The organism is Candidatus Methylopumilus turicensis (genome assembly GCF_000953015.1).
Classification (GTDB): Bacteria; Pseudomonadota; Gammaproteobacteria; order Burkholderiales; family Methylophilaceae; genus Methylopumilus_A; species Methylopumilus_A turicensis.
In genome coordinates, this window is the sequence record NZ_LN794158.1 from 1,017,787 (window position 1) to 1,037,210 (window position 19,424).

Consider the following 19,424-nt stretch of genomic DNA (forward strand, 5'->3'; position numbering starts at 1 on the left):
TTAAGCGAAGCGTGTATGCAACTCTTCCAAATTAAGCGTTTCAAGGATTTGCGCCAAACGGACTTGTGCGTTTTTGCGTGGGCTATTTTTGTAGCGCGCGATAATCAGCTCATTCTTCATAGAGTGCTCCCAACCCACAAGCTCTGTCACCGTGACCTGATAGCCGTGCGCTTCTAACTGAAGACATCGCAATACATTGGTGATTTGGCTTCCAAACTCACGGGTATGGATAGGATGACGCCAAATTTCTGACAAAGGCGTTTTGCCGAAAGACTCATTTTTATGTTTACGCAGCACCTCAGCCACTTCGGCCTGACAGCAAGGGACTAGCACCATAAACTTCGCGTTCTTTTCTAAACCAAAGCGAATGGCATCATCAGTTGCAGTATTACAAGCATGCAATGCCGTCACAATTTCCACTTGCTCTGGCAATAACGCTGAAGTCATCGACTCCTCGACGCTTAGATGATGAAAATCCATGCGTTCAAAATGTAATTGCTCGGCCAACTCTTTAGACTTTTGGACCAACTCAGCGCGCGTCTCAATGCCCACAACATGGCCAGATTGATGCTGCTTCATAAACAAATCGTAAAGAATAAATCCCAAATATGACTTGCCTGCACCATGATCCACCAAGGTGATATTGTCGCCCTCCTCCATCAACTCAGTCAGCAAAGGCTCGATAAAGTGATAAAGGTGATACACCTGCTTGAGCTTGCGGCGGGTATCTTGATTGAGCTTACCGTCACGCGTCAGAATGTGTAGCGCCTTGAGCAACTCAATGGACTGATGCGGCTTGATTTCGGGAATTAAAGTCATACGTGCATTTTAACTGATGCCGCATCCTTTGAATAATAAAACGCGGCCATAGTCTGAAATGTTAGAATACTTGCCATTACATTAAGTTGGTCACCTGGCAAGTGGCAATCCTTGCTCAATATTTTTAATGACGCGAAGGTGAGCCGCAGACAGTGCGCATTGCACGGCAAGGCGATGCCGACAAAGTCAGTAAAAATATTCAGCGAGGATTTATGGCAATACAATGGTATCCGGGTCACATGACCCAAGCACGTAAAAAAGCCGAAGAGACAATGGAGTTCACAGACGTTGTCATCGAGGTATTGGATGCCCGCGTGCCTATGGCCAGCCACAACCCAATGATTGATGAAATGCGTTTATTTCGTCAACGCCCGCAGCTTAAAATTCTTAACAAAACTGACCTAGCTGACCCTGCCGTCACGCAAGCATGGCTTAACTATTACAACAAACAGCCCAATGTAAAAGCGGTGGCTATTTCGTGTAAAAAACCAGGCGATGCCGCAAGAATTCCTAAGTTTTGCGCTGCGCTTGCGCCGCACAGAGATTCCCCAATCAAACCGCTACGCATGATGATCATGGGCATTCCAAACGTGGGTAAATCAACGTTCATGAACGCCCTGCTTAATCGCCGGGTAGCAAAAGTAGGTGATGAGCCTGCCGTGACTAAATCACAGCAACGCTTTGAACTAAGTCCACTCATGAGCATTACCGACACCCCTGGCATGATGTGGCCAAAAATTCAGTATAAATCAGATGGCTTTATGTTGGCCGCCAGCCACGCGATTGGCCGTAATGCAGTAATTGATGAAGATGTGGCCATCTTCCTCGCTGACAATTTACTCAAGCGCTATCCAGCCTTACTAGCGATTCGCTATAAAGTAGATGTGTCGGGTATGGACGGTATTGATTTGCTTGAGGCCATTGCAAAGCGCCGCTCTTACAAGCTAAAAGCGGGCGAATGGGATATGGAAAAAACTGCGGTGACTTTCTTAACTGAATACCGCGCTGGCACCATCGGCCGTATTAGCTTGGAAACCCCAGCAAGCCGCCAAGAAATGATGGATGCAACTAAAAAAGTGCCCGCGGAGGCAGCGACCGAAGAAGACACTGACAAAGAGATCAGCGAAGAATAGTTTTATTTTTTTACAAGCTGTTTGCTAAATTCCACATCAAGCTTGCTCACCCGCTTAACGATTTGCGGCCCAAAGCCATTCACGAACATCACAAAATCATCCATGGTCATTGGCTCACAAAGCTTAGCTGACACCCCATTTTCACCGGGCTGAGAGAGCCAAAACAAGCCCTTACCGTTAGTCCCCATCGAGTAGGTTTGATCGCCACGTTTATTGAGACGCTCTACCGCACTACTCGCTTTCGTTGATCTCATGATATCCCTTTGATTTTATAAAGCAGTTATAGCGCATGCCAAGCCTTGATAATCACGGCTTGACCGAGCACTTGTTTAGGTGAACTAACCTCCACCACGTTCCACACCGTCGCTTGTTCGATTAAAAAGCGACTACCATCTTTAGCAATCCGAATACCCGCATAGTTTTCAATAAATCCATGTGTTGCCACTTGATGCAAAAACGCTGCCCGCGCTTCGCGTAGCATAGGCTCAGCAGAATAACGTGAGGGCAACCCTAGCATCTCTTCAGGCGTCATCTTAAACAAAGCCAAAGCTTGATGGTTGGCGTAATTAAACATCGGATCATCCCCCGCTTGATGCGAAGCAATAGCAAAAGCGGAATCCATTAAAGCTTTTGAGGCATCGCCGCCATCCTGAATTAAAGGCTCACCTTTCCAATACTGATAACTGCTCATTAATAAATGGCTATGGCGCACCAAGAAAGGGGCATGAAGATAATCATCTAAAAATGGAGAGGCTTGCATGGCGCAAACTATGCCACGATTTGATAGCTAATGTTAGCCTTAAAAGTTAAAATTGCGAGCCTGAATTTAAACGCAAGCGTCTTTCTCAATACTTAAAGCTCTAATGTTAAACACCCTCAACGCCCCTCAGCGCGAAGCCGTAAAATATCTTGATGGTCCCCTGCTCGTGCTGGCTGGCGCTGGTAGCGGCAAAACACGCGTCATTACTCAAAAAATCGCTTATCTTATTCAAGAGTGTGGCTTTGCACCGAGAGAAATTGCGGCGATTACGTTTACCAACAAAGCCGCACGTGAGATGCAAGAGCGGGTTAGCCAATTGCTCGTTGGGGTCAACACAAAAGGCTTAACCATTTCGACGTTCCACTCACTTGGCATGCAAATATTGCGCCAAGAGGCCGAAGTGCTGGGTTATAAAAAACAATTCTCGATTTTAGATTCATCTGACAGCTTTAAGATTTTGTCAGACATTTTAGCAACCACGGATAAGCAACTTCTACGTAAAACACAGTGGCAAATCTCCAGTTGGAAAAATGCATTTTTAACGCCAGACCAAGTAAAAGTTACCGCCGATGAAGAATTAACCGTGGCAGCCGCTAAGGTTTATCAAATCTACCAACAAACGCTTAAAGCCTATCAAGCGGTTGATTTTGACGACCTGATTAAACTCCCCGTTGAGCTTTTTGAGCAACACCCCGAAGTGCTCAACAAATGGCAGCACAAACTTAAATACTTACTCATTGATGAGTACCAAGACACCAACACTTGCCAATATAAATTGGTCAAATTGCTTACGGGGGTTGAGGGCAATTTCACTGCGGTGGGTGATGATGACCAAGCGATTTATGGCTGGCGTGGCGCAGACGTAGAAAACTTACGCCAACTCACTCAAGATTTCACACGCCTAAAAGTCATTAAGCTAGAACAAAACTATCGCTCCACCGTGCGCATTTTGCGAGCGGCGAACCAAGTCATCTCAAACAATCCAAAGCTATTTGAGAAAAAACTTTGGAGTGAGCTTGGCACAGGCGATTTAATTCAAGTGAGTGCCGCACGCGATGATGAGCACGAGGCGGAATCAGTAGTGATGAAGCTGATGGCACATAAGTTTGAAAACCGCACTATCTATGCGGACTACGCGATTCTGTATCGCGGGAACCATCAAGCACGCATATTCGAGCAACACCTGCGTAACCATAAAATCCCTTACACCATCTCTGGTGGGCAATCGTTTTTTGATAAAGCCGAGATTAAAGATTTAGTCAGCTATTTGCGCCTCATTGCCAATGAGGATGACGACCCTGCTTTCATCCGCGCGGCAACCACGCCTAAAAAAGGCATAGGAAATACCACGCTAGAACGCCTTGGTGAATATGCGAGCTTACATAAAATGTCATTGTTTGCTGCAGCTTTTGAGGGCGAGTTTCAGCGCCAACTTGGCGGGCGACAATTAGATGACTTACTCACTTTTTGCCAATACATTAATAAACTCCAAGACCGCGCGACGAAAGACCCTGCGGGCGAGGTGCTGAATGACATGCTCACCGCGATTCAATATGAGGCGTTTTTGTATGACTCCGAAGAGCCACGCTCAGCAGAGGCTAAATGGAAAAATGTGTTGGACTTTGTAGGCTGGCTAACCAAAAAAGGGGAAGGCAACGGCGATGGCGAAACACGTGATTTACTTAATCTGACGCAAATGGTCGCTTTAATGAGTATGCTGGAAGGTCGTGAGGATGGCGAGCCTGATGCGGTAAAATTGTCGACACTCCATGCAGCTAAAGGCTTGGAGTTCGGACACGTGTTTTTAATCGGCGTTGAAGAAGGCATTTTGCCGCACCGTGAAAGCGTAGATAACGACAAAATCGAAGAAGAGCGCCGCTTGATGTACGTGGGCATTACGCGTGCACAAAAATCACTCAACATTTCTTGGTGCAAAAAACGTAAGCGCGCTGGCGAAACTGAAATTTGTGAACCCAGCCGCTTTATTGAAGAGTTGCCAGCAGATGATATTCGCCATTTTGGCAACCCAAGCGCAGACCCTGCTGCAAGCAAAGAACATGGCAAAGAACGTATGGCGCAAATTCGTGCCATGCTCGGCCAAAGCACAAATTAACTAGAAAGCATTCATGCCACATATCACCCTAGACAACGCTTCCCTCGCATTCGGCCATCACGCTTTACTAGACAAAGCCTCTTTTCAGCTTGACCCTGGCGAACGTGTTGGTTTGATTGGTCGCAATGGTGCGGGTAAGTCCAGCTTACTCAAAGTCATTGCAGGAGAAATTAAGCTAGACGATGGCAACGTATGGCGTGCAACCTCAGTACGCATTGTTTATGTGCCGCAGGAGCCTGTTTTAGACCCTAAGCACACGGTATTTGAAGCCGTGGCCGAAGGCTTGGGCGCTATGCAACAAATCTTGGTGGATTACCATGAAGTCACACACAGCATGGGCGCGGCAGATGCGGATATTGATGCGCTGATGGAAAAAATGCAAAAGCTTCAGCATGAACTCGATGCTAAAGATGGTTGGGGCATGCAAGCTAAAGTGGAAACTGTTTTAAGTAAATTAAGCTTGAATCCTGACACCCCGGTTGCTTCACTCTCTGGCGGCTGGCGTAAGCGCGTTGCGCTAGGGCGCGCTCTTGTGGCTGATCCTGAGGTGCTGTTATTAGATGAGCCCACCAACCATTTGGACTTAGAAGCGATTCAATGGTTAGAAGAACTATTGCTTAACTTTAACGGTGGCGTGTTATTTATCACCCATGATCGCCGATTCCTAAATCGACTCGCAACACGCATTGTGGAGCTAGATCGCGGCAAGTTAACAGATTTTGTCGGAAATTATGAGAACTACCTCATCAAAAAAGAAGAACTGTTAGCTGTTGAAGCGACCCATGCCGCTAAGTTCGACAAAGTGCTCGCCCAAGAAGAAGCTTGGATACGCCAGGGCGTTAAAGCGCGGCGCACCCGCAATGAAGGCCGTGTGCGCCAGTTAGAAAAATTGCGCTTAGAACGCGCGGCGCGTAGAGAACGTCAAGGCAACGTCAAGCTATCACTTGACGCTGGTGAACGCTCTGGCAAACTTGTGGCTGAACTTGATAATGTGACGAAAGCCTATGGCGACCGCACATTGATAAATGGTTTCACGACACGCATTATCCGTGGCGATCGTATTGGCCTACTTGGCCCTAATGGCATAGGCAAAACAACGCTCCTAAAACTCATCCTAGGCGAAGAAGAAGCCGATTCAGGCATCATTCAGCGCGGCACGAATATGAACGTGGCCTACTTTGACCAAATGCGCGAACAATTAGATGAAGAAGCGACGCTCGCTGACACGATTAGCCCCGGTTCGGACTTTGTAGAAATTGGCAACGAACGCAAGCACGTCATCAGCTATTTGGAAGACTTCTTATTTCCTCCTCAACGCTCACGCTCCCCAGTAAAATCCCTTTCTGGTGGCGAACGCAATCGCTTGCTACTTGCGCGCTTGTTTGCACGCCCATCTAATGTATTGGTACTTGATGAACCGACGAACGACTTAGACATCGACACGCTAGAACTCCTGGAAAGCTTATTACAAGATTTCCCTGGCACCCTGTTCCTAGTCAGCCATGATCGCGCCTTCTTAGAAAATACTGTCACACAAGTGATCGCGTTTGAAGGCAACGGCCAGCTCACAGAATTTGGTGGTGGCTATGACGACTGGTTACGTTTTACTGAACAACGTGCAAGCGCGATTAGCAACTCACCGAAAGCGAAAGTCAGCGAGCAAAAACCGGCCGATACAAGCACCAAGCCAGCTAAAGCAAAGTTAAGCTACAAAGAACAGCTTGAACTTGGGAATTTGCCAGAAAAAATAGAGCAAATTGAAACTGAAATTGCAGCAATTAATTCAGCACTAGCCGACCCAGAGATTTATAAAACGGACTTAGAAAAAGCGACTGCGCTGCAAATGAACCTGACTGAGCTGGATGAAATGCTATTAAATACGATTGCGCGATGGGAAACGTTAGAAAGCAAAAATACAGCTTAGTCGCCCAAAAACATTGGCTTAAGGAGTTAGCATGACATCTAAATTCACACTATTGACGCTGCTTTTAATTTCCAGCATCAGCGCATACGCTCACGCATCAAGCTGTTATTCGATCAGCAATCAAGACTCAAAAAACATTTGCCTTGCTCAAGCTAAACATGAAAAGTCTTATTGCTACTCGGTGAATGACAAGGACAGAAAAAACTATTGTCTAGCAGTGGTGGGGAACGAAAAAAGCTATTGCTATAGCATTTCTTCTAGTGATGCTAAAAATGAATGTCTAGCAAGGTTTTAGGTTGAAAAGTTTGGTCCCCCCGACACGAATCGAACGTGTGACCCTCCCCTTAGGAGGGGGATGCTCTATCCACTGAGCTACGGAGGGGCAATGCAAACAAACACCTCAAAAAGAAGTGCGTCATTTTCTCACAAATCAGAACGCCTATATAGGCAAGAATAAGGCTGATGCAACACCTTGGGTGAATCTCGTTAATCCGCGCTGAGACTTTTCAGAAAGCGTGAGTGCATACAAATCAATGCGGCCTACCATACGCCCAATTTCACGCTCAAAACTTAAGTTTTGTTCTTTGCCGTTCATTTCATTAGTCTGAAAATACAACTTGCCAGCCTCGTCACGGGTGTTAGACAGCTTCCATGCTGCAATCTCAACATTGCGCGCACTATTGTAAACATTTTGTGGATCAACACTATCAGTCAAAAAGAACTCAGTCTTGCCACCGCGCGCTTTAATGACCATGGTTTGCAGACCAACCACTAACGCCAATACGCGATCACCCTTATATTCGGCCTTAAATGCAAGGTAAATGGCATCCGTTTCCTTCAGGCCGCCCAGCATCTCAAAACTCCACTTTTGATCACCTTCAAACACCCAAGCAACCATCTCATCAACAGTACCAGACGTGCTCTTTTTTAGCTCAGCAGGATTGCGCTTATAAAGCTTAGTCATTAATAAGCGCAAACTCTCCGTGTTTTCTCGCATCTCGACATCAGCCAATCGATCAATGTCAGACTTCATCAAATGTCCAAGCGAGCTTCCGTCTTTTTGATCAAGTAAACGTTTGCCATTAATAGGCGCCACTTGTGAAGCGCACCCTGCCAAAAAGCTAGCCATCAATATAAAAATCAGTTGTTTTTTTATGCGTTTTTTAATGATCATTCACCTTATACATCATGAATTTATAAGCTATTGTGCGTTAAGGCACTAACAAGCGATAAGTAATTGCGCTTATAATAACGTGTAATTACTAAATCAATGAAGAGGTTTTGCTTGAAAGCTTTTGGTCATTTTTTGTTTGCATCCTGCTTGCTGTTTTTTGCGATTAACAGTGATGCTGGGAGCAAAGTTGGTTATATCCAAATGAAGGTGGTCATGCAGTCACCTCAATCCATTGATGTGGGTAAAAGACTCATGGTTGAATTTAAACCAAGAAATGCAGAGCTAGAAAAGTTTAGGAAACAAATTCAAGACAAAGAAGCTGCTCTTGAAAAAGAATCAGCTGGATTGTCTCAACGAGACTTAATTTCTAAACGCCAAGAAATTGAATATTTAAAAATTGATTTTGATCGTAAAAAAAATCGACAGCACGAGGATTTTTTATTACGCAAGCAAGAAGAGCTTAACAATTTCCAAAACAATATTAATGCGGCTGTCACGGCATTAGGTCAAAGTGAAGGTTACGACCTGATTCTTTACAACACTGGTGGCTACATTGGCGCTAAGGTAGACGTGACAGACAAGGTATTAAAGTTACTGAAATAGCTGACTGATAACGTAAGCGAATTCTGATAAAAAAGCCCCATGAAGATTAGTGTCTTCATGGGGCTTTTTTGACTGTGGTCTGTTGAAAAATCAACGAACCAAAATGGTGCCCGGGGCCGGAATGAACCGGCACGCCCATAAGGCGAGAGATTTTAAGTCTCTTGTGTCTACCAATTTCACCACCCGGGCGGATGGAACTACGCTGAAAGCCTCGTAGTTGTTAGATCTTTTGCGGTGCGTATTTTAACCTTACTCACGCTTTTAAGCAAAAATATCTACATCTTTTAAAAACAAGGCCTAGCATTTAGCTAGGCCTTTTATTTGGAGGCGCGAACCAGAGTCGAACTGGTCTAAACGGCTTTGCAGGCCGCGGCATAACCGCTTTGCTATCGCGCCATAAACTCTCAAACCGCATCGAGAGTTATAAGTTAAAAAAGGGAAAGCGTCTTAGCTTTCCCTTTTTTAATTGTTTGGAGCGGGAAACGAGTCTCGAACTCGCGACCTCAACCTTGGCAAGGTTGCGCTCTACCAACTGAGCTATTCCCGCGTAAAGAAGCCAGCATTATAAGGGTTTTCAGACTGTCGTCAAGCCTAAAATGCGGTTAATTTTTAGCTTTTGTGAATGTTCATTTGAGGCCAAGCAGCCTTCAAATAGTAAGCCATTGACACTAATGTCAAAATTACCGCCACGTAGATTGAAATTTGCCCAATAATTTTTGTGCTGATGCCTAAAATTGGATCGAAATAGAGCAGAAAAAGAATTGCGACCATTTGCATCACCGTCTTTATTTTCCCCACCATCGCAACAGCAACACTCCCCCGCTCACCAATCCCTGCCATCCATTCACGTAATGCGCTAATGGCGATTTCACGGCCAATAATAATAAACGCCACAAGCGCACCAACGCGATTAAATTCAACAAGCACTATCAACGCTGCAGCCACCATTAATTTATCAGCCACAGGATCTAGAAATGCGCCAAAAGCAGAGGTTTGGTTAAGCTTGCGGGCATAGTAACCGTCTAGCCAATCGGTAATCGCAGCTGAGCCAAACACTGCCGTCGCAAGCACATTTGCTGCATGCTGAGAAATATAGTGTGGTTGCGCATAAAAAATGCCCACAAAAACTGGGATAAGGATAATCCTCGCCATTGTCAGGCTGTTAGGTAAATTCCAAAACATTAATGCAGCTCCTGATATATTTTTTCTGCCAACATTTGGCTTATGCCTTCTACTTGCGAGAGTTCATCCACACTGGCATTTTTCACACCATCCAAACCACCAAAACGGACCAACAAGGCCTTGCGGCGTTTGGCGCCTATGCCATCGATATCTTCCAATGATGAATGCATGCGGGCTTTAGCTCGCCTTGCTCTGTGCCCTGTAATTGCGAATCGATGGGCTTCATCACGAATTTGCTGTAATAAATGTAACCCAATATGGTCTTTCTTCAACCCAACTGGCGAGTCCCTGTCTGGGAAAAACATTTGCTCCAAACCAGGCCTGCGCTCTTCGCCTTTGGCGATGCCAACCAAGAGGATATCAGCTAATCCGACTTCTTGCATAACCTCAACCGCAACGCCAAGCTGGCCTTTTCCGCCGTCAATAAACACTAAATCTGGACGTTTACCTTCGCCGGCTGCCACTTTTTTGTAACGGCGAGTTAAAGCATCTCGCATGGCCGCGTAGTCATCGCCAGGTGTAATGCCTGTGATGTTATAGCGACGATACTCTGAATTTTGCATCGCGCCTTTATCAAACACTACACACGACGCAACCGTTGCCTCTCCCATGGTATGACTAATATCGAAACACTCAATTCGCTCAACGCTATCACCCAAATCCAAAGCCTCGCGCAAAGCCAACAATCTAGCTTGCTGATTCGAATGCTGCGCTGAGCGTTGCTGTAGCGCTAACTCAGCATTGGTTTCCGCCATTTTCATCCATACCCGCTTATCACCCACAGGATTGGTATTAATGCGCACTTTACGACCTGCTTGCTCAGTAAAAACCTCTTCCAAAGCCTCGGTTTCGATGGGCACACCCACAATCATCAGCGGCGGCACTTTTTGAGACACATAATATTGCTCTAAAAATGCACGCATCGTGTCCTCCAGCTCACCACCATCTGCATTTTTCGGAAAAAAACTTTTGTCACCTAGGTGACGGCCACCACGGATCATGACCAAATTCACGCAGTGCTGACCTTCGTGTGACACGCAAGCAATCACGTCCGCATCATTTACTGCAAAATCACTCACAAACTGCTTGGCCTGAACTTGGCGCAAGCTTTGCATGCGATCGCGATAAACTGCCGCTAACTCATATGCTTCAGTTTCGGCTGCTTTCATCATTTTTTCGCCAAGCTCATCCATGACTTGCTGCTCTTTACCCTGCAAAAACATGGTGGCGTGACTGACATCGCGGCGATAATCTTCTTCCGAAATGAAGCCTACACAAGGCGCGGTGCATCGCTCAATTTGAAATTGCAAACAAGGCCGGGTGCGATTAGCAAAAACCGTATTTTCACAAGTGCGTAACATAAACACTTTTTGTAACAGTTGAATACTTTCACGCACAGCAATCGAATTCGGGAAAGGCCCAAAATAGGTATTACCCTTACGCTGTGTGCCGCGATGGAACGCCAACCTTGGATACTCATCGCCAGTTAAACTGATATAAGGATAGGTTTTATCATCGCGAAACAACACGTTGTAACGCGGCATAAAGCTTTTAATGAGATTATTCTCGAGCAGTAGGGCTTCAGCCTCAGTGTGCGTCACCGTCGTTTCAATATCCACGATTTGCGCCACCATCATGCGCGTGCGGGGGCTGGGCAGGTTTTTATTAAAGTACGAAGAAACGCGCTTTTTTAAGTCTTTGGCCTTGCCAACGTAAATCACCTCGTCGCTCGCGTTTTTCATGCGATAAACACCAGGCAAATTGGGTAAGTTTTTTAATATGGGTTTGGGATTAAATGGCTCGGTCATGACTCAAACTAATTACTTAATTCCTAACTCAGCCAAGCGCAAACGCTTAGCCTCTTCTTCTATACGCACATCATCAATCACACGCATCACTGTCTTCAAATCAACGGCTTTTGTATTTTCGCGGAATCGTCCGGTTAATGGCGTTTCAACAGTCAAATTGCCATGCGAGAACAAATCCCAAATCTCTTTGGCATATTGCGTAGTAAGCAATTCTGGTGAAAAACGACCAAAATAATCTCTTAAATTATTCACATCGCGTTCTAGCATCTCCTCGGCATGATTATTGCCTGCAGCATCGACCGCTTGCGGCAAATCAATAATCACAGGGCCATCACTTGCCAGCAAGATATTAAACTCAGACAAGTCACCGTGGATAATCCCTGCACACAGCATACGTACAACCTCACGCAACAAGACTTCGTGATATTTAAGCGCATCTTCTGGCGTAAAAGCAATATCATTGAGCCTGGGCGCAGCGTTACCCTCTTCATCCACGACCAGTTCCATGAGCAGCACACCCTCATAGAAATTATGCGGCTTAGGTACACGAACCCCTGCTGCCGCAAGTCGATAAAGCGCATCCACTTCATGGCTTTGCCAAGCCTGCTCTTGCAACTTACGGCCGTATTTAGAACCCTTTTCCATCGCACGCGCTTGACGACTATTCTTAGTTTTACGTCCCTCGGTGTAATCCACACTTTGCCTAAAACTTCGTTGATTCGCTTCTTTGTAAACTTTGGCACAGCGAACATCATCGCCGCAACGCACAACATAAACTGTGGCTTCTTTTCCGCTCATCAACTGACGAGTGACATCATCGACCAAGCCATCCTCAACAAGCGGCTTGAGCCTTTCGGGTATTTTCATTAAGACTTACTCATGTATTTGTTAATAAGGCTAAATTAATCAAACTAAAACTATTCATCTAAAAGCTTACCTGCAATCGCCCAGTCTTCATAAGCCACTTCATCAAAAGTAATGTAGGTATAGCTCGCGGGCTTATTGGCCACGCGTTGCATGGTCTCAGTCACCTCTTTGGCAATCTCAGCTTTTTGCTCACGACTGAGTGCGCCAGCATGTTTAATATTAATGTAAGGCATGATGTTCTCCTTGGAAGCGTCGCTAAGCCCACATGCTAGCTTATAGACAACAAAAAAGCAGTCGTTTTTAGCAGTTTTGCTTTATTCGCCAAGCAGAAAGCCTGATGGCGCTATAATGTGCATGTTTTTAATCTACTCACTTTACCAATGCTCAGTTACCGTCACGCTTTCCATGCAGGCAATCACGCCGATGTACTAAAACACTTTGTGCTCATGCAAGTGATCGCCCATACAGCACAAAAAGACAAACCCTTTTGGTATATCGACACTCATGCAGGGGCTGGGAAGTACTCATTAGACGCAGGCTACGCCACGCAAAATGCAGAGTATGAATCTGGCATTGCCAAGCTTTGGAATGAAAACGATTTACCTCAAGCGTTATTAAATTACGTGGGCTACATTAAAAGTTTAAATCAGCCCAGCAGCCCTAAAACAGCCAAACTCAACATGTACCCAGGCTCTCCACTATGCGCCCAAGCGTTATTAAGAGCCGATGATCGCATGCGCTTATTTGAACTACATCCAAGCGACTTTGATATCTTACGAGAAAACTTTAAAGGCCATCAACGCACGGTTAAAATTGACATGAGCAATGGCTTCGGAGGCATTAAAGCCATATTGCCACCACCACCGCGCCGCGCGGTGGTATTGATAGACCCGCCTTATGAAGAAAAACAAGATTATCAACGCGTGGTTGAAATGATCAAAGACAGCCTACAACGCTTCGCAACCGGCACTTATATTGTGTGGTATCCGTTATTACAACGTCCAGAACCGCATCAAATGGTGGAAAAACTAAAGCAGCTCGATTTGAAAAGTTGGCTGAATGTAAGTTTAACGGTTCAGGAGCCTGCTATTGAAGGCTTCGGCATGTATGGCAGTGGCTTGTTTATTGTGAACCCGCCCTGGACGCTACCGAATACTTTAAGTGAGGCCATGCCGTATTTAACCGAAAAGCTTGCTGTCGATGACAGTGCAAGCTTTGAAATCGACAGCCATATTAGCTAAATAAACGCTATATATTTCGGGCATCCAAATGTGTATCCGTGGATGGCTCGGTATAAAGATTAAAGTGATACACGGTTAAAGTTCTTCCATCTTCCGTTTCAACTTTTATGCGCCATTCGCCGGACTGAATATTCTGTTTATAGGTGTAGCCACGGAAGCCGCCCTGCCTGCCCCCTGATAAGCCAAAACCAATCCGCGAAGCTGCTTGCCAGCCCAGCTTTTCATCGTAACGCTCCCAACGATGATATAGCGAAGTGTTAATACCACTCGGCGCAAACACTGCTGAAACACAATAAACACGGGCTCCTGCAGGGACATGAAGATCATTGGATAATAGACGCCAAGGCTTATACCAAGCGGACTTTTCTACCGAAATTACCATCTCGCCATTACTTTTTTCCAGATTCAGCCCGATTTGCATGTCACGCTTCACTAAAGGGACAGGGGGAATAAAATCTAAGATGTAAGCCAGACTTAACACGCCGGCAATCGCCCAAACCGGCCATGCGCGACCTGGGCATCCCGGTGTTTTTTTACGTAGATAATGCGTCAGCGTAGCGCCAGCGAACGTACTCAAATAAAACCAAACAGCAAGAATACTACCCAGCATAAAAGGCAGTAAAAAGTTAAATACTAAAATCGCACACAGGCCGAAAAGCGCCCAAGTCAGGGTAAAGCGTTGATAGTGATGGTCAATACACTCATTTGCGACAAGCAAAAAGGCCAAGCCCAGCGACCAAAAGAGCGCAAGGAAGTGGTTCGCGCTTTTGAAATACATAATAAATAAGCAGCTAAACAAACTACCAAATAAAAATTGCAGGATAAAAATCGGCGCATTTTTTTGCCACTCAGGTCGAATGGAGTGCTTCAGCTGTTCCATTTCAGACATGGAAGCATGCGCATGACTTCTATGCCCCATCCAATAGAGAATCAAACCTGCAGCAAGTAAATACCCTGCAAGAAACCACAAATCAGAAGGATTGATTTGGCGACCAATGGTAAGCGCATCCCACAAAAAACCCCCAAAGAATGCAATCGCTGGCAATAAATTCTTTAGGCTCAATGTTGTATCGAGCTTAAAGAATCGTGCTAAAAATTGGCCCAGAAACTTAAACACACTAGGAAGCTTTAAAAAAACTAATTAACTTGCGCAATGCCGATCACTTTTTTAGCTTTGTACTCATCCATCAAATTGAAGTTGAGGTACTGATAGATTTGCGCGTGATGTTGGCTGATGGTGTCGCCCACGACTTGCAAGTACTCTGCCGTTGTTGGCAAGCGCCCTAGTTTGGCACACACCGCAGCGAGTTCTGCAGAGCCTAGATAGACACGCGCATCTTTACCCATGCGGTTATCGAAGTTACGTGTGCTGGTTGAGAAGACGGTGGCTTTGTCTGCGACTCTGGCTTGGTTGCCCATACACAAAGAACATCCAGGCACTTCAGTTCTCGCCCCTGCGATCCCAAAGGTCGAGTAAACCCCTTCATCACGCAGCTGTGCTTCGTCCATTCTTGTCGGTGGTGCAATCCATAATCTGGTTGGAATAGCGCCTTGACCTTCTAATACTTTGGCAGCTGCGCGGTAATGACCGATATTGGTCATACAGCTACCGATAAAGACTTCATCAATCTTGTCGTTTTGCACTGCAGACAGTGGCTTGATGTCATCAGGATCGTTCGGACACGCCACCAGCGGTTCTTTGATTTGGTTTAAATCAATCTCAAAGATGTGTGCATATTCTGCATCCGCATCTGGTTCGAGTAGCTGCGGATTCGCGAGCCAAGCTTCCATGGCTTCAATACGGCGCTTGAGTGTACGTGCATCTTCATAATCATGATCGATCATGTTTTGCATGAGCACGATGTTGGACTTTAAAAACTCGATGACGGGTTCTTTGTTTAAGCGCACGGTACAGCCGTTGGCTGAACGTTCAGCAGAAGCATCAGCAAACTCAAAGGCTTGTTCGACCTTCAGGTCAGGTAAGCCTTCAATCTCGAGTACGCGGCCGTTAAAGACGTTCTTCTTGCCTTTCTTATCGGTCGTGAGTTCACCAGCTTGAATGGCCACATAGGGAATCGCGTTCACTAAGTCTCGTAAAGTAATGCCAGGCTGCATCTCGCCTTTAAAGCGCACTAAGACTGATTCAGGCATATCAAGAGGCATCACCCCCATGGCCGCCGCAAAGGCGACTAAGCCTGAACCTGCTGGGAAGGAAATGCCAATGGGGAAACGGGTATGTGAGTCGCCCCCTGTGCCGACCGTATCGGGTAACACCATACGGTTAAGCCAAGAGTGGATCACGCCATCACCAGGACGCAGCGATACACCGCCACGGCTAGACATAAACTCAGGCAAGCTGTGTTGTAGCTTAATATCCACAGGCTTAGGATAAGCGGCGGTATGACAGAAGCTTTGCATGACTAAGTCAGCGCTAAAGCCTAAGCAAGCGAGTTCTTTAAGTTCGTCACGGGTCATGCCGCCTGTGGTGTCTTGAGAGCCAACGGTGGTGGCTTTCGGTTCACAGTAAGTACCAGGACGTACACCTACGCCTTCAGGTAACCCACAAGCACGGCCCACCATCTTCTGGGCAAGCGTATAACCCTTGCCAGTATCTTTAGGGGCAATGGGGTGAATGAAGAGATCTGATGGGGGTAAGCCTAATGTCGTGCGTGCATTCGTTGTTAAGCCACGCCCAATGATGAGGGGGATACGGCCGCCGGCTCGCACCTCATCGGCAATGGTGAGCGGTGCCATGTCGAAGGTGGCGAGGACGTCGCCTGCGTTTCCAGTATCTTGACTACCTGTATCTTTAGTAATGGTGCCTTGATACGGACGAATCACAATCACATCACCGGTATTGAGTTTGCTGACATCACATTGAATCGGGAAAGCACCAGAGTCTTCTGCAGTGTTAAAGAAGATTGGGGCAATCTTACTGCCAATGACGATACCGCCAGTGCGTTTGTTTGGGATGTTAGGGATGTCATCACCCATATACCACTGTAATGAGTTAATCGCTGACTTGCGTGATGAACCAGTCCCCACCACATCACCCACATAAGCAAGTGGTAAGCCGTGTTTGGCTTTGAGCGCTTCGATCACACTTAACGCTTCTGGCATCTTGTTCACGAGCATCGCTTTGGCGTGCTGCGGGATATCAGGACGAGACCAAGCTTCTTGTGCAGGAGAGAGATCATCGGTATTGGTTTCACCAGCGACCTTAAACACCACCACACGGATTTCATCAGCAAGTTTAGGGCGTGCAGTAAACCATTCGCCAGCAGCCCAAGATTCAATGAGCTTCTTCGCATGGGCATTACCGGCCTTCATCTTGGTGGCGACGCACGATGTTGGACTTTAAAAACTCGATGACGGGTTCTTTGTTTAAGCGCACGGTACAGCCGTTGGCTGAACGTTCAGCAGAAGCATCAGCAAACTCAAAGGCTTGTTCGACCTTCAGGTCAGGTAAGCCTTCAATCTCGAGTACGCGGCCGTTAAAGACGTTCTTCTTGCCTTTCTTATCGGTCGTGAGTTCACCAGCTTGAATGGCCACATAGGGAATCGCGTTCACTAAGTCTCGTAAAGTAATGCCAGGCTGCATCTCGCCTTTAAAGCGCACTAAGACTGATTCAGGCATATCAAGAGGCATCACCCCCATGGCCGCCGCAAAGGCGACTAAGCCTGAACCTGCTGGGAAGGAAATGCCAATGGGGAAACGGGTATGTGAGTCGCCCCCTGTGCCGACCGTATCGGGTAACACCATACGGTTAAGCCAAGAGTGGATCACGCCATCACCAGGACGCAGCGATACACCGCCACGGCTAGACATAAACTCAGGCAAGCTGTGTTGTAGCTTAATATCCACAGGCTTAGGATAAGCGGCGGTATGACAGAAGCTTTGCATGACTAAGTCAGCGCTAAAGCCTAAGCAAGCGAGTTCTTTAAGTTCGTCACGGGTCATGCCGCCTGTGGTGTCTTGAGAGCCAACGGTGGTGGCTTTCGGTTCACAGTAAGTACCAGGACGTACACCTACGCCTTCAGGTAACCCACAAGCACGGCCCACCATCTTCTGGGCAAGCGTATAACCCTTGCCAGTATCTTTAGGGGCAATGGGGTGAATGAAGAGATCTGATGGGGGTAAGCCTAATGTCGTGCGTGCATTCGTTGTTAAGCCACGCCCAATGATGAGGGGGATACGGCCGCCGGCTCGCACCTCATCGGCAATGGTGAGCGGTGCCATGTCGAAGGTGGCGAGGACGTCGCCTGCGTTTCCAGTATCTTGACTACCTGTATCTTTAGTAATGGTGCCTTGATACGGACGAATCACAATCACATCACCGGTATTGAGTTTGCTGACATCACATTGAATCGGGAAAGCACCAGAGTCTTCTGCAGTGTTAAAGAAGATTGGGGCAATCTTACTGCCAATGACGATACCGCCAGTGCGTTTGTTTGGGATGTTAGGGATGTCATCACCCATATACCACTGTAATGAGTTAATCGCTGACTTGCGTGATGAACCAGTCCCCACCACATCACCCACATAAGCAAGTGGTAAGCCGTGTTTGGCTTTGAGCGCTTCGATCACACTTAACGCTTCTGGCATCTTGTTCACGAGCATCGCTTTGGCGTGCTGCGGGATATCAGGACGAGACCAAGCTTCTTGTGCAGGAGAGAGATCATCGGTATTGGTTTCACCAGCGACCTTAAACACCACCACACGGATTTCATCAGCAAGTTTAGGGCGTGCAGTAAACCATTCGCCAGCAGCCCAAGATTCAATGAGCTTCTTCGCATGGGCATTACCGGCCTTCATCTTGGTGGCGACATCATGATAAGCATCGAACATCAGGATGGTATGAGAAAGAATAGAACCCGCTTCAGCAGCGAGCGCAGCATCACTGCTATCGAGCAAAGCAACCAAAGCTTGAACGTTATAACCGCCCAACATGGTGCCGAGTAACTTTACGGCATGATGGGGTGATACCAAAGCAGATTTGGCCACGCCCTTTGCTAAATCCGCTAAGAATGCCGCCTTCACATACGCTGCTTGATCCACCCCAGCAGGAATACGGTTCTCGAGTAAATCAACAAGCTCAGACGCATCGGATGAGTTGGCAGGCGTGACCTTCAGTAATTCAACAAGCAAAGCTACTTGCTCTGCATTCAAAGGCAATGGCGGCAAGCCAACTGCTGCGCGTTCTGATATATGGGTGTGGTAGGTGGATAACATTAAAATTCCAAGCTTTTAAATAAATGAATAATTAGCCGCAATTATACAGGCGGCGCACATGGCTTCCAACGACAGCTTAAAAACTACTGACAAAACCTAGTGAATGAGATGCAATGAATATGCCAGAACTGGCGAAAGGTTAAATTAATAGAGCGATTTCGAAAAAGACGAGCCACAACTTCTATTTTCGGCAGACTTTTCCATGTCATCAAAGACTTTGCCTTGATAGCCCTTGCCGTGGGTAGATTCGATAAAAACACGTATTTCATGCACGCTGACAATGCCGTCATGGTCAGTGTCCATCGCCGCAATGCTTTCAGCAACGGTCATATACGGCAAAGAGGAATATTGCGCGCCTTCTTGGGCGGAGGCTGCACAAGTGAACAGCGCAATGCACCAAAAGCAGACAAAATATTGGATTAACTTATTATTCATTATGTAAAGATTACGCTTTTTTATAATAACCGAACACGTATATTGTGTTTGTCAGCTAATCATCTATTTAGTTTTACGCATATTAATAAAACAATCCATCAAATAATCCGTAAAATAAATCTACAAAAAACA

At 46.5% G+C, this 19,424-nt stretch carries 15 protein-coding genes, 4 tRNA genes and 2 pseudogenes; 5 read left to right on the forward strand and 16 right to left on the reverse strand.

Annotation, left to right across the window (positions count from 1 at the left end; all coding sequences use genetic code 11):
• Positions 1-819, reverse strand: coding sequence for a class I SAM-dependent methyltransferase (locus BN1209_RS05140; RefSeq protein WP_045751250.1), 819 nt, complete (start codon positions 817-819; stop codon positions 1-3).
• A gap of 212 nt (positions 820-1,031) precedes the next feature.
• Here BN1209_RS05140 and ylqF point away from each other — a divergent pair, with 212 nt between their 5' ends.
• A complete protein-coding gene (gene ylqF, locus BN1209_RS05145) occupies positions 1,032-1,952 on the forward strand; it encodes a ribosome biogenesis GTPase YlqF (protein WP_045751976.1) in 921 nt (306 codons plus the stop codon).
• 2 nt (positions 1,953-1,954) lie between these two features.
• Here the strand turns inward: ylqF and BN1209_RS05150 are convergent, their stop codons facing one another.
• Positions 1,955-2,206 carry a hypothetical protein gene (locus tag BN1209_RS05150; protein ID WP_045751251.1) on the reverse strand — a complete coding sequence of 84 codons (252 nt, stop codon included), beginning with the start codon at positions 2,204-2,206 and terminating at the stop codon, positions 1,955-1,957.
• 26 nt (positions 2,207-2,232) lie between these two features.
• The gene (locus BN1209_RS05155) at positions 2,233-2,712 is read right to left on the reverse strand and encodes an MEKHLA domain-containing protein (protein WP_045751252.1); all 480 of its coding nucleotides are present in this window, start codon (positions 2,710-2,712) and stop codon (positions 2,233-2,235) included.
• 103 nt (positions 2,713-2,815) lie between these two features.
• Between BN1209_RS05155 and BN1209_RS05160 the strand changes: the two genes are divergently transcribed.
• Both BN1209_RS05160 and BN1209_RS05165 read left to right on the forward strand, forming a co-directional pair.
• Positions 2,816-4,825: a UvrD-helicase domain-containing protein gene (locus tag BN1209_RS05160; RefSeq protein ID WP_045751253.1), complete on the forward strand. Its 2,010-nt coding sequence runs from the start codon at positions 2,816-2,818 to the stop codon at positions 4,823-4,825.
• Between the two features lie 13 nt (positions 4,826-4,838).
• Positions 4,839-6,749, forward strand: coding sequence for an ATP-binding cassette domain-containing protein (locus BN1209_RS05165; protein ID WP_045751254.1), 1,911 nt, complete (start codon positions 4,839-4,841; stop codon positions 6,747-6,749).
• Positions 6,750-7,055: 306 nt separating this feature from the next.
• On the opposite strand, the gene BN1209_RS05175 is transcribed toward BN1209_RS05165, so the two are convergent.
• A tRNA-Arg gene (locus tag BN1209_RS05175) sits at positions 7,056-7,131 on the reverse strand.
• Positions 7,132-7,188: 57 nt separating this feature from the next.
• Entirely contained in the window at positions 7,189-7,845 is a 657-nt protein-coding gene (locus BN1209_RS05180; RefSeq protein ID WP_231855118.1) for a hypothetical protein, read from the reverse strand.
• A gap of 210 nt (positions 7,846-8,055) precedes the next feature.
• Between BN1209_RS05180 and BN1209_RS05185 the strand changes: the two genes are divergently transcribed.
• Positions 8,056-8,526, forward strand: coding sequence for an OmpH/Skp family outer membrane protein (locus BN1209_RS05185; RefSeq protein ID WP_171816501.1), 471 nt, complete (start codon positions 8,056-8,058; stop codon positions 8,524-8,526).
• Positions 8,527-8,630: 104 nt separating this feature from the next.
• On the opposite strand, the gene BN1209_RS05190 is transcribed toward BN1209_RS05185, so the two are convergent.
• The 7 genes from BN1209_RS05190 to BN1209_RS05220 form a co-directional block, all read right to left on the reverse strand.
• Positions 8,631-8,715 (reverse strand) — tRNA-Leu (locus BN1209_RS05190).
• Between the two features lie 133 nt (positions 8,716-8,848).
• Positions 8,849-8,922: transfer RNA gene (locus tag BN1209_RS05195), tRNA-Cys, on the reverse strand.
• 75 nt (positions 8,923-8,997) lie between these two features.
• Positions 8,998-9,073 (reverse strand) — tRNA-Gly (locus tag BN1209_RS05200).
• A 62-nt stretch (positions 9,074-9,135) separates the two neighbouring features.
• Positions 9,136-9,708, reverse strand: a complete 573-nt coding sequence (pgsA, locus tag BN1209_RS05205; RefSeq protein WP_045751257.1) for a CDP-diacylglycerol--glycerol-3-phosphate 3-phosphatidyltransferase — start codon at positions 9,706-9,708, stop codon at positions 9,136-9,138.
• Positions 9,708-11,516, reverse strand: a complete 1,809-nt coding sequence (gene uvrC, locus BN1209_RS05210) for an excinuclease ABC subunit UvrC (RefSeq protein ID WP_045751258.1) — start codon at positions 11,514-11,516, stop codon at positions 9,708-9,710. Before uvrC ends, pgsA begins: the two co-directional genes overlap by 1 nt.
• 12 nt (positions 11,517-11,528) lie before the next feature.
• Positions 11,529-12,383, reverse strand: a complete 855-nt coding sequence (locus BN1209_RS05215; protein ID WP_045751259.1) for a PA4780 family RIO1-like protein kinase — start codon at positions 12,381-12,383, stop codon at positions 11,529-11,531.
• A 50-nt stretch (positions 12,384-12,433) separates the two neighbouring features.
• The gene (locus BN1209_RS05220) at positions 12,434-12,616 is read right to left on the reverse strand and encodes a tautomerase family protein (protein ID WP_045751260.1); all 183 of its coding nucleotides are present in this window, start codon (positions 12,614-12,616) and stop codon (positions 12,434-12,436) included.
• Positions 12,617-12,763: 147 nt separating this feature from the next.
• Between BN1209_RS05220 and BN1209_RS05225 the strand changes: the two genes are divergently transcribed.
• A complete protein-coding gene (locus BN1209_RS05225; protein ID WP_045751978.1) occupies positions 12,764-13,624 on the forward strand; it encodes a 23S rRNA (adenine(2030)-N(6))-methyltransferase RlmJ in 861 nt (286 codons plus the stop codon).
• A 7-nt stretch (positions 13,625-13,631) separates the two neighbouring features.
• Here BN1209_RS05225 and BN1209_RS05230 read toward each other — a convergent pair whose 3' ends face one another.
• The 4 genes and pseudogenes from BN1209_RS05230 to BN1209_RS05245 form a co-directional block, all read right to left on the reverse strand.
• Complete coding sequence (locus BN1209_RS05230; RefSeq protein WP_231855119.1) at positions 13,632-14,741, reverse strand: DUF2914 domain-containing protein; 1,110 nt, start codon at positions 14,739-14,741, stop codon at positions 13,632-13,634.
• A 20-nt stretch (positions 14,742-14,761) separates the two neighbouring features.
• Positions 14,762-16,966: pseudogene (gene acnB / locus BN1209_RS05235) on the reverse strand (bifunctional aconitate hydratase 2/2-methylisocitrate dehydratase); the annotation flags it as partial.
• Position 16,967: 1 nt separating this feature from the next.
• Positions 16,968-18,857: pseudogene (locus BN1209_RS05240) on the reverse strand (bifunctional aconitate hydratase 2/2-methylisocitrate dehydratase); the annotation flags it as partial.
• Positions 18,858-19,001: 144 nt separating this feature from the next.
• Positions 19,002-19,292 carry a hypothetical protein gene (locus BN1209_RS05245; protein ID WP_052661097.1) on the reverse strand — a complete coding sequence of 97 codons (291 nt, stop codon included), beginning with the start codon at positions 19,290-19,292 and terminating at the stop codon, positions 19,002-19,004.
• Positions 19,293-19,424: the final 132 nt, after the last annotated feature.